At 72.8% G+C, this 9,401-nt stretch carries 10 protein-coding genes and 1 tRNA gene; 3 read left to right on the top strand and 8 right to left on the bottom strand.

Going from position 1 to position 9,401, the window contains the following annotated elements; genetic code table 11:
* Positions 1-181: 181 nt before the first annotated feature.
* The gene (locus tag ACFVVA_RS41690; RefSeq protein WP_387695934.1) at positions 182-787 is read right to left on the bottom strand and encodes a hypothetical protein; all 606 of its coding nucleotides are present in this window, start codon (positions 785-787) and stop codon (positions 182-184) included.
* A gap of 373 nt (positions 788-1,160) precedes the next feature.
* On the opposite strand from ACFVVA_RS41690, the gene ACFVVA_RS41685 reads away from it, so the two are divergent.
* The gene (locus ACFVVA_RS41685) at positions 1,161-1,361 is read left to right on the top strand and encodes a DUF5703 family protein (RefSeq protein ID WP_387695935.1); all 201 of its coding nucleotides are present in this window, start codon (positions 1,161-1,163) and stop codon (positions 1,359-1,361) included.
* A gap of 157 nt (positions 1,362-1,518) precedes the next feature.
* Here the strand turns inward: ACFVVA_RS41685 and ACFVVA_RS41680 are convergent, their stop codons facing one another.
* From ACFVVA_RS41680 to ACFVVA_RS41670, 3 genes are all read right to left on the bottom strand, one after another.
* Positions 1,519-2,388 carry a chaplin gene (locus ACFVVA_RS41680; protein WP_387695932.1) on the bottom strand — a complete coding sequence of 290 codons (870 nt, stop codon included), beginning with the start codon at positions 2,386-2,388 and terminating at the stop codon, positions 1,519-1,521.
* Positions 2,389-2,750: 362 nt separating this feature from the next.
* Positions 2,751-2,990 carry a chaplin gene (locus ACFVVA_RS41675; RefSeq protein WP_387695930.1) on the bottom strand — a complete coding sequence of 80 codons (240 nt, stop codon included), beginning with the start codon at positions 2,988-2,990 and terminating at the stop codon, positions 2,751-2,753.
* A gap of 256 nt (positions 2,991-3,246) precedes the next feature.
* Positions 3,247-4,578 (bottom strand): M20/M25/M40 family metallo-hydrolase, encoded by a 1,332-nt coding sequence (locus ACFVVA_RS41670; protein WP_387695929.1) that lies wholly within the window; start codon positions 4,576-4,578, stop codon positions 3,247-3,249.
* 291 nt (positions 4,579-4,869) lie between these two features.
* On the opposite strand from ACFVVA_RS41670, the gene ACFVVA_RS41665 reads away from it, so the two are divergent.
* A tRNA-Leu gene (locus tag ACFVVA_RS41665) sits at positions 4,870-4,954 on the top strand.
* A 180-nt stretch (positions 4,955-5,134) separates the two neighbouring features.
* On the opposite strand, the gene ACFVVA_RS41660 is transcribed toward ACFVVA_RS41665, so the two are convergent.
* Entirely contained in the window at positions 5,135-5,758 is a 624-nt protein-coding gene (locus tag ACFVVA_RS41660; RefSeq protein ID WP_387695928.1) for a hypothetical protein, read from the bottom strand.
* A gap of 576 nt (positions 5,759-6,334) precedes the next feature.
* Between ACFVVA_RS41660 and ACFVVA_RS41655 the strand changes: the two genes are divergently transcribed.
* Positions 6,335-6,967: a MarR family winged helix-turn-helix transcriptional regulator gene (locus tag ACFVVA_RS41655; protein ID WP_387695927.1), complete on the top strand. Its 633-nt coding sequence runs from the start codon at positions 6,335-6,337 to the stop codon at positions 6,965-6,967.
* On the opposite strand, the gene ACFVVA_RS41650 is transcribed toward ACFVVA_RS41655, so the two are convergent.
* The 3 genes from ACFVVA_RS41650 to ACFVVA_RS41640 form a co-directional block, all read right to left on the bottom strand.
* Positions 6,960-8,321, bottom strand: coding sequence for a chloride channel protein (locus tag ACFVVA_RS41650; RefSeq protein WP_387695926.1), 1,362 nt, complete (start codon positions 8,319-8,321; stop codon positions 6,960-6,962). The genes ACFVVA_RS41655 and ACFVVA_RS41650 overlap by 8 nt on opposite strands.
* A 144-nt stretch (positions 8,322-8,465) precedes the next feature.
* On the bottom strand, positions 8,466-9,203 hold the full coding sequence (locus ACFVVA_RS41645; protein WP_387695925.1) for a TetR family transcriptional regulator: 738 nt from the start codon (positions 9,201-9,203) through the stop codon (positions 8,466-8,468).
* Positions 9,204-9,315: 112 nt separating this feature from the next.
* On the bottom strand, positions 9,316-9,401 hold an 86-nt coding region (locus tag ACFVVA_RS41640), incomplete at its 5' end, for an acyl-CoA dehydrogenase family protein (RefSeq protein WP_094743042.1).

The raw sequence follows: 9,401 nt of genomic DNA, 5'->3' as shown, positions 1-9,401 counted from the left end.
GCCAGCCCCCCGGCGCCCCCCCCCCCCCCCGGGCGGCGGGGGGTCCTCCCCGACACCGCCCCCGCACCGGTTTAGTCCGGGGCGCCCGGCCGGCGCCCCCCCGGGGGGGCCCCCCGGCCGGAACGCACGACGGGCGGGCCCCGGTGATCCCGGGCCCGCCCGTCGGCCGTCCTGCACGGCGTCAGTCGTCCGGATCCTCGTCGTCGTAGACCTCGCTCACGTCGAACCGGCAGATCAGCAGCTGCGGGTCGGCGTGCTCGAAGGGTTCGGGCAGCCACTCGCCCGGCTCGCTCGGCTCGGTGGCCGCGACCCAGAGCGTCGAGTCGGCCTCCTCCAGGCCGAACTCCTCGCTGCGGGCGGCGATCTCGTCGGGCTCGTACTCGCCGAACAGCACGCCGATCGCGGCGTTCACCCCGCCCGCTCCGGCTCCGCCCGGGGTCAGCGACTCGTCCAGCCGCTCGGCCTGGGCACGCAGTCGCTCGGGGTCGACGACGTGGTAGTCGCGGCGGATCAACACGCTGATCGCCTCGGGCTGTTCGGGGCCGTGGTACCCGCCGGGGCCCTCGTCCCCGGGGATCTCGAAGGGCGTCACCTCGTCGTAGGCCTCGTACAGGAGCTGGTCGTAGGCGATGGCCGCCGTGGCGAGCTGCTCGTACGCGGCGGAAACGGCGGGATCATCGGCTGCGTTGGGGCTTGACACCGCTTCCAGATGACGATCGATGGCGGCCTTGACCGCCTCAGCGGCGGCGCGTACCTCGGCAATGGTGGGCTGCGCGGCATCAGACATGGTGCAGACGCTATCTCCCCGCGGTGTCGGTACGCACAGCGGTTGTCACCTCCACCCGCGTTTTCACCGCAACTTCCCCCCTGATGTCCGATCCGTGCCACTTCGTCCCCACGCGGCACCGGCGCGAAACGGGCGCGGAGGGCGCGCACCGGACCCGACGGGGTCGTCCGGGTGCGGCTTCGCGCGCCGGGATCGGGGTATCCCTTCCCCAGTGGCAACAGGACTGATGCGCTGTCAGCCGACGGCCCGGGTCATGCCTCTTCCGGCCGCCGCCTCCGCGCGGGAGGGACGGCCGGAAATACCCGGGCCGACCGTCCGGGGCAGGCCGTAGGCTTGCCCGAAGGTGATCCCCAGGAGGAGCGTTTTGACCCCACTGAAGCCGGTCCGGCAGCCGGAGTACGAGTACCAGTCCCTGCGCATGCCGCGCGGCACCACGCGCAACGCGGCGCGCCAACTGCTCACCGAGCACGCCGAGTACGGGCACTGGGAGCTCGACCGACTCAAGCTGTTCCCCGACGGCAGCCGGACGGTCCGGCTGAAGCGGCGGATCATCCGGCAGGTCCGGAGCTGGTGACGAGCGGGGCACCGGCGCCCCGGGCGGGCCTCGCGTCGAGCCTCCGCGCGCCGGCGCCCGCGGCCGCCCGTTCGCCCGGCGGCCGCGGGTGGGTCGTTCCCGCTACGGGTGCGCGCGCGTCCGGTTCAGCGCGCGCCCCCGTCCCCGGTCGGCCGGGTCAGCGGACTCCGGCCCGGGCCCGGCGGTAGAGCACGCCACCACCGAGCATCAGCGCGAGACCGGCGGCACCGAGCAGCTCGACGCCGCCGGCGCCGGTGGAGGCCAGCTGGGCGGTCGGGGCGACCGTGGCGGCCTTGACCGCCTTGGCGGGTGCCACGACGGCCTGCTCGGCCGAGACGGGCGGGACGCTGTTGCGCGCGACGCTCGTCACCTCCTCGGAGGAGACCTTCGGCGGGGTCGGGCAGGCCTCCACGCAGCCCTCGACCGGCTTCGGGGTGGGCTTCGGGGCGACCTTGGCCACGTTCACGCAGTCGTTGCCGAAGGCCGGGTTGCCGACGCCGACCACGTTGACCGAGTTGCCGCAGGCGTTGACCGGGACGTCCACCGGCGCCTGGACGCTGTTGCCGGAGAGCACGCCCGGCGAGTTGGCGGCGACGCCCGAGGCACTCGCGCCCGGCACCGTGGCGCCCGGCACGGTGGCACCCGGGACCGCGCTACCCGGGACCTTGGCACCCTGGCCGGCGCCGGTGCCGGAAGCGTCGGCGCCGCCCACGCCGCCGGCGGGACGGCTGCCGTCGGCGTGACCGCCGCCGGTGGCGCCCGAGCCGCCGGGCATGCCGTGCTGGACGGGCTTGGACGCCGGGTGACCCCCGCCGCCGTTGACGTTGGCGCAGTGGTTGCCGTAGGACGGGTTCAGCAAGCCGATCACGTCGACCGTATTGCCGCAGGCATTGATCGGCACCTGGATCGGCACCTGGACCGAGTTGCCCGAGACGACGCCGGACGAACCGACGGCACCCCCCTGCGCTTCGGCTCCTCCCGCATAGGCGTAGCCGGCGGCCGAGGCCAGCACACTGCCCGTGGCCACCGCCGTGAGGATCCCCTTCTTGGCTACATTCCTCATTTTTTCCCCTGACATTTCGAGACGACGTGTCGACCTTGACATGAACCTTCAAAAAAGTCGGAATTTCCGTATATCCGTAAATCACGCAAGGGCTTCGGCTGCACACGAGTTAACGAGAGGCGAACGGGGAGGTTGAGCCGAACGAATCGGCTTCACCCGATCGAGCGATCGTGTCGGACCTCGTGTATCCGGCGGGCGCCGGGGCCCGGAGCGGGTCCGGCCCGCACCTGACCGCCGGGAACGCGAACGCCCCCGGCGCGGCGCGTCCGCCGCCCGGGGGCCGGTTGCGAATCGGCTCAACAGGCCTCGACGGCCCGGAGGTCGAATCAGACGTTGGCGCAGTGGTTGCCGAACGCCGGGTTCAGCACGCCGATGACGCTGATGGTGTTGCCGCAGAGGTTGACCGGGGCGTGCACCGGAACCTGGATCTGGTTGCCCGAGAGGACACCCGGGGAGCCGGCGGCCACACCCTCGGCACCGGCGTGAGCGGACGCGACACCGGCGGCGGCGAGCACCAGACCACCGGTGGCGGCGGCGACAGCGGCGATCTTCTTGACCTTCATCATTCCTCCTGTATGGACAACGCAACCCGTTCGGCGGGCTGCACAGGGATGAACGACGCTGCGGCAAACGGGGTACGGAACAGATCTCCCATTCACCCGCAACGGTGAGGTCTCGCACACATGATCAGCCTGGGATTTCCGGCAGAATCGCTTCTGTCGATCTTCCTTTCCCCATCTCACAATCATCAGCTCCGACAATGCGCTCGGCCCGCCCCCGGCATTCCGGGAGCGGGCCGACCCAGTCGCCTGATCAGGGGCTTCAGCAGGCGTCGATGAACCGGTCCAGCACCCGGGCACCGAACTTCAGGCCGTCCACCGGCACCCGCTCGTCCACACCGTGGAACATCCCGGCGAAGTCCAGCTCCGGCGGCAGCTGGAGCGGCGCGAAGCCGAAGCAGCGGATGCCGAGGTCCTGGAACGACTTGGCGTCCGTCCCGCCCGACAGGCAGTACGGCACCGCGCGGGCGATCGGGTCCTCGGCGCGCAGCGCGGTCTGCATCGCCTCCACCAGGGCGCCGTCGAAGCCGGTCTCGATCGCCTTGTCCGAGTGCAGGCTCTCGCGCTTCACGCGCGGGCCGAGCACGCTGTCCAGCTCGGCCAGGAACTCCTCCTCGTAGCCGGGCAGGAAGCGCCCGTCCACGTGCGCGGTGGCCTGACCGGGGATCACGTTCACCTTGTAGCCGGCGCCGAGCATGGTCGGCTGGGCGGTGTTGCGCAGCGTGGTGCCGATCATCTTGGCGATGCCGCCGAGCACGCGCAGCGTCTCGTCCATGTTCTCCGGGTCCAGCTCGACCCCGAGCGCGTCCGACAGCTCGTCCAGGAAGGCCCGGACGGTCTTGGTGATCCGCAGCGGGAACTGGTGCCGGCCGAGCCGGGCGACCGCCTCGCACAGCTCGGTGATCGCGTTGTCGTCGTTCTCCATCGAGCCGTGGCCGGCCCGGCCCTCGACCGTCAGGCGCATCCAGTGCATGCCCTTCTCGGCCGTCTCCACCAGGTAGAGGCGGACCTGGTCGTTGACCGTGAAGGAGAAGCCGCCGACCTCGCCGATCGCCTCGGTCACGCCCTCGAACAGCCCCGGGTGCTTGTCCACCAGGAAGCGCGCCCCGTAGGTGCCGCCGGCCTCCTCGTCGGCGAGGAAGGCCAGCACGATGTCGCGCGGGGGCTTGCGCCCGGTGCGCAGCCGGTCGCGGACGACCGCCAGGGTCATCGCGTCCATGTCCTTCATGTCGACCGCGCCGCGCCCCCAGACACAGCCGTCCGCGATCTCGCCGCCGAACGGATCGTGGGTCCAGTCCGCGGCGTTGGCCGGCACCACGTCGGTGTGGCCGTGGATCAGCAGGCCCGGACGGGAGCGGTCCTCGCCCTCGATCCGGACCACCGTCGACGCCCGGCCCTTGGCGGACTCGAAGATCTTCGGTTCGAGCCCGAACTCGGCGAGCTGCTCGGCCACGTACTCGGCCGCCTTCCGCTCCCCCGGGCCGGAGCCGTCCCCGTAGTTGCTGGTGTCGATCCGGATCAGATCGCGACAGATCTCGGCGACCTCGGACTCAGCCGTCACCTTCGGTGCCGCCGACTCGCTCCGCTCGTTCACGGTCACTCCTCGTCTTGGGCCCGCACCGACGCACCAGCGCGCCACCCCCAGGACCTGCACCCGGGCCGTACGAGCACGTCCGCCCATCCTCCCCCAGCCCCGGATCCCGATCCACCCCCCGCGCGCTCCCGAAACCCCCTGGTCACGCCCCCGCCACACACCACCCCTTGCCACCGCCACCGGTCGTACCGGCCGACCGGGAATCGTTTTGGGACCCCAAGCCGATCTTTGCTACAGTTACATCTGTCAGCGCGACGGACGAGAGATCGGAAGCCGCGAGGACGACACCCGGTCCGGGTGGCGGAATGGCAGACGCGCTAGCTTGAGGTGCTAGTGCCCTTTATCGGGCGTGGGGGTTCAAGTCCCCCCTCGGACACCGAAAAAGGCCCCAGTTGATCTGGGGCCTTTTTGCTTTTCGGCCGCGGTTCTCCGCCGTGAAGCGACCGGCCGGACGCCCGGACGCCGGATGCCCGGCCGGTGGGTACCGGCCGGGCATCCGGATGGGCCTGGCCCGACGGGACGGTGTCGGGGTCACGCCCAAAACGGCGGGATTCGGTCAGCCCTGGTGGGCGGCGGGAGCGGCAGCGGCAGGAGCGGCAGCGGCGGGAGCCTCGGCCGCCGGGACGGCAGCGGCGGGGGCCGCGGCAGCCGGAGCCTCGGCCGCCGGAGCGGCAGCGGCGGGGGCAACCTCAGTCGCCGGGACGGCCGCGGGGGCAACCTCGGCCGCCGGGACGGCCGCCGGAGCAACCTCGGCCGCCGGGACGGCCGCCGGAGCAACCTCAGTCGCCGGCGCGGCCGCCGGAGCAACCTCGGCCGCCGGAGCGGCCGCCGGAGCAACCTCGGCCGCCGGAGCGGCAGCGGGGGCAACCTCAGTCGCGGGAGCGGCGGCAGGGGCGGCGGCCGGGGCGACGTCCTCGTCGTTGAAGGTGGCGCCCGCACCCGTGAAGGAGCCGGTGACGCCCTCGTCGTCCGCAATGATCCAGAAGCTGGCGTGCGAGACACCGTCCTCGCCGACGTGGGACTCGACGGCCGCGAGGGCGGCGGCGTCCTCGTTCGCAGTGAAGAAGCCCTTGCCGTAGTTCGCGTCGATGCCTTCGTGGGCCGAGGCCAGGCCGGCGCAGCCGAGCACGAGCGGGACGGTGAGGGCGCCGACAGCCACGACTCGCTTGAGAGCACGCATGAAAATCTCCTCCACGGAGTTTCTGGTTGGGGTGGCGGTGCCGTTCGGTCCCGCCGCGATCTCAGAGAGCCACGCCCCACATCCCGCCGCAACCGCCGTCAGGACCCGTCCGGCCTCACGTCCCGTCAGAATCGCCGCCCTCACCAGCGGAAATACCGTTCGTATGCCTATCTGACAGGATCAGTCGGCTGGAGCACTCTGCGTCACCCCATGCCACTCTCCGTCGCGACAGAGCCCCCGCCGCGGACCGTCCCGGACGGAGCCGCCCTTCAGCGGAGTCACGCGAACGGCCCGGTACAACGGCCCGTCGCACGGGAACAGTTGGCCGGGCCCTCCGAGCTCGCGGAACGGCGGAAGCGCCGTTCCGGGCGTACTCGGGCCGGACGGCCGCCGCGAGGGCCGTCGAACCGGAGCGGGCCCGCGACACCCCCACTCCCCGCCCGACCCGTGGCGCAGAACGCTCCCCTCCCGCGACCCGGCGCCGACTCCCGCGGGGCGCGCCGCCGACTCCCGGCGAAGTCTCGTCCGCTGCGGCCGAGTTGGCGGACCCCCTCCCCTTGACAGACTTCCCGCGAAGTGCAGAATGACTTCATTATGAAGCAGGTAAATAAATCACCGGAGTCACCGGCCGGTCCGCTGGGGCGGGATGCCGAGGGCCGGCTCTACGACAGCAGGGTGCGGACGGCCATGGGCGCGTTCACCAAGGGCGGGGACACCCTGGCACTGGAGGCCGCGGCCGCCGCACGGTCGGCATTCCACGCGGTGGAGAAGCTGCGGGCACACGGATCGCAGGGACGGGGGTTGAGCGCGGGAGCGCTGGATGTGCTGGTGCGGCTCGGAGCCGCAGGCAAAGCGGGAGACGCGGGAGACGCGGGGCTGACCGTGGGCGAGTTGGCCCGGGCCGGCGGGGTGAGCCCGCGCAACGCGACCGGCCTGGTGGACACCCTGGAGCGGGAGGGGCTGGCCCGCCGATCCCCCGACCCGAACGACCGGCGGGCGGTACTGGTGACCGCGACGCCCGAAGGCCTGGCCTGGCTGGAGGAGTTCCGGGTGCCCACCGAGCGTGCGATGGCCGCCGTGTTCCGCGGCTTCAGCCCCGAGGAGATGGCCCAACTGCGGCACCTGTGCCTGCGGTTGGTGGAGAACCAGCAGCAGATCGAGCAGTACCTGGGCGCGGTCGCGGACGGCCCGGGCCCGGACGTCAGCTGACCTCGGGCGCCTCCGTGCGGCCGGCCGGAGCGGCACCCCGCTTCGGCCGGCCGCGCAGCGACTGCGCGGTGATGAAGGCCACCACCGTGGACACGATCAGCAGCGGCATCGCGTCGGTCGCCTGGCTGCCGAGCAGGGCGGCGGCCAGGACGGTGCTGGTGACGGGCAGGCCGGTGACGGCGGCACCCGAGGCCGCCAGGCCGACCGCCAGGGCGGGCCCGGCACCGAAGCCGGGCAGCGGCGCACAGGCCGTGCCGAGGGCCGTACCGAGCAGGAGCGCCGGGAAGATCGGGCCGCCGCGCAGGCTGCCGAGGGCGATCGACCAGCCCAGCCCCTTGAAGAGCGCGAGGGCGAGCAGCGCGCCGATCGGCCAGTCGGCCGGATCGGCGGCGAGCGCGCCCAGGGTGGCCTGCCCGGAGAGCGCGACCTGCTCCGGGGAGCGGCCGGTGAGCAGGGCGTACGCGGCGAGGCAGCAGCCGACCGCGACCGCGCACAACACGATGCGCAGGGCGGTCTGTCGTGCGGTCCCGGTCGTGACGAAGGCCTTCACCCCGCGGCCGACGGTCCGCCCCGCCACGCAGACCACCGCGATCGCGGCGGCCAACGGGACGCCCCAGAGGAAGTCCCCCGGGTCGGGCACCCCGGCCCTCGGCACGCTCGGCAGCGAGAGCGCACCGATCGACAGACCGGTCCAGTGGCCGAACCCGGTGAAGACCAGAGCCCCGAGGCCGCCGGACAGCAGGCTGGGCAGGATCAGCGCGGTCAGCTGCGGGCCGCCCAGCCCGGCCGCCTCGATCACCATGACGGCCGCCACCAGCGGGCTGCCGAAGATGGTGGAGATCGCCGCCGCGGAACCCGCCGTACCCAGCACCGCCACCAGCTGCGGATGTTCGACCCGTTGGGCGGACCGGACGGCGAGCAGGGCGAGGCCGCCGCCGAGCGCCATCAGCGGCGACTCCGGGCCGAGCACCACACCGAGCGGCAGACAGGCGAGCGCGGCCAGCACCACCCCGGGGACGGCGACGGGCATCGTGGGCGGGCCGCCGAAGCCGTCGACCGGGATGTGACCGCCGTGCCCGGGCAGCCGGGTCACGATCGGGGCGAGCAGCAGGCCGGCCAGCAGCAGCGCGGGCAGCGGCCACCACCAGGGGGCCTGGTGGTAGCCGAGCGTCTCCGGCAGGCTCTGCCAGACCCAGTGCTGGAGTTCGTGCTCCAGGCTGACGAAGCCGAAGGCCGCCAGCGAGACCGGGATGCCGACCAGCGCCGAGACCAGCAACAGGCGCAGGTAGCCCTTGTGCAGCAGCACCTCGCGCAGGGTCGGGCCGCTGCTCCGCTGCTGGGACGTCGTCGGCATCGCCGCTCCCTCGCGCTCCCGGGCCGCCCGCCGTCGGGGAGGGCCGTCCCGGGACCGAGTCTCGCCCGGAGCCGGACGCCCCGCACGGCGCACGGGCCGTCGACCGGGGCCACGCCGGACGCGGCTGCGCCGTGCGGGTGAGGATCAGACCTGGCGGGCGTCGGCACCCAGCGCGCTCTCGATGCCCTGCACCATCCGCCACAGCGGCGCCCGGCGGCTGGCGACCAGGACCACGACGTCGTCGGACTCGCCCTCGGCGGCCTCGCCCTGGCGCTCGCCCCAGGTGCCGGTGACGAAGGCCATCGCCGCGTCCACCTCGGCCACCCAGTCGCTCTCCCCGCCCGAGCGCAACCAGGTGCGCAGGGCGTGGTTGTGCGCGGAGACGACGGCCGCGGCGATCACGTCCGCACGCAGCGGGCCGTCGGGGCGGTCGGCGAAGCGGCCGCGCAGATAGGCGGCCAGGGTGTGCTCGTAGCGCCAGACGACGGACAGCTCGTACGCGCGCAGGCCGGGCACCTTGCGGGTCAGGCGGTAGCGCTGGACGGAGAAGGAGGGCTGCTCGGCGTACATCCGCAGGACCAGGCGGGCGGCGTCGCAGGCGTGCCTGACCGGGTCCTCCTCACCGGTGCCGGACTCCAGGAACTCCGTCATCTCGGCGAGGCTGCGCTCGTGGTCGGGGAAGACCACGTCCTCCTTGGCCGGGAAGTAGCGGAAGAAGGAGCGCCGGCCGACGCCGGCCAGCGAGACGATGTCGTCGACGGTCGTCTGTTCGAAGCCGCGCTCCAGGAAGAGCTCGAAGGCCGCGGCCACCAGCGCCTCGCGCATCGCCGGCTTCGAGGGCCCGTCATTCATGGACTGGTCCTGCTCTTCCTTCTCACTCATTCACCGGAACTTAGCATCGGGACGATGCCTCGGCACCGACGGCCGGGCGGCCGGCCGACCCGCCGTCGGTGCACGTCGAGGTGGGGTTACGGGTGGGGTTACGGGGGTGGGGTTACGGGAGGTTGCGGGCCATCACGATCCGCTGGACCTGGTTGGTGCCCTCGTAGATCTGCGTGATCTTCGCGTCCCGCATCATCC

The organism is Kitasatospora sp. NPDC058048, from assembly GCF_042885555.1.
GTDB classification, from domain to species: domain Bacteria; phylum Actinomycetota; class Actinomycetes; order Streptomycetales; family Streptomycetaceae; genus Kitasatospora; species Kitasatospora lactacystinica.
This window is presented reverse-complemented; position numbering and strand designations above follow the sequence as displayed.

Bases quoted from the DNA above. Each gene is read 5' to 3' on its own strand.
- ACFVVA_RS41690 (WP_387695934.1), bottom strand. From the start codon at position 787: ATGTCTGATGCCGCGCAGCCCACCATTGCCGAGGTACGCGCCGCCGCT.
- ACFVVA_RS41675 (WP_387695930.1), bottom strand. From the start codon at position 2,990: ATGATGAAGGTCAAGAAGATCGCCGCTGTCGCCGCCGCCACCGGTGGT.
- ACFVVA_RS41660 (WP_387695928.1), bottom strand. From the start codon at position 5,758: ATGCGTGCTCTCAAGCGAGTCGTGGCTGTCGGCGCCCTCACCGTCCCG.
- ACFVVA_RS41650 (WP_387695926.1), bottom strand. From the start codon at position 8,321: ATGCCGACGACGTCCCAGCAGCGGAGCAGCGGCCCGACCCTGCGCGAG.
- ACFVVA_RS41645 (WP_387695925.1), bottom strand. From the start codon at position 9,203: ATGAGTGAGAAGGAAGAGCAGGACCAGTCCATGAATGACGGGCCCTCG.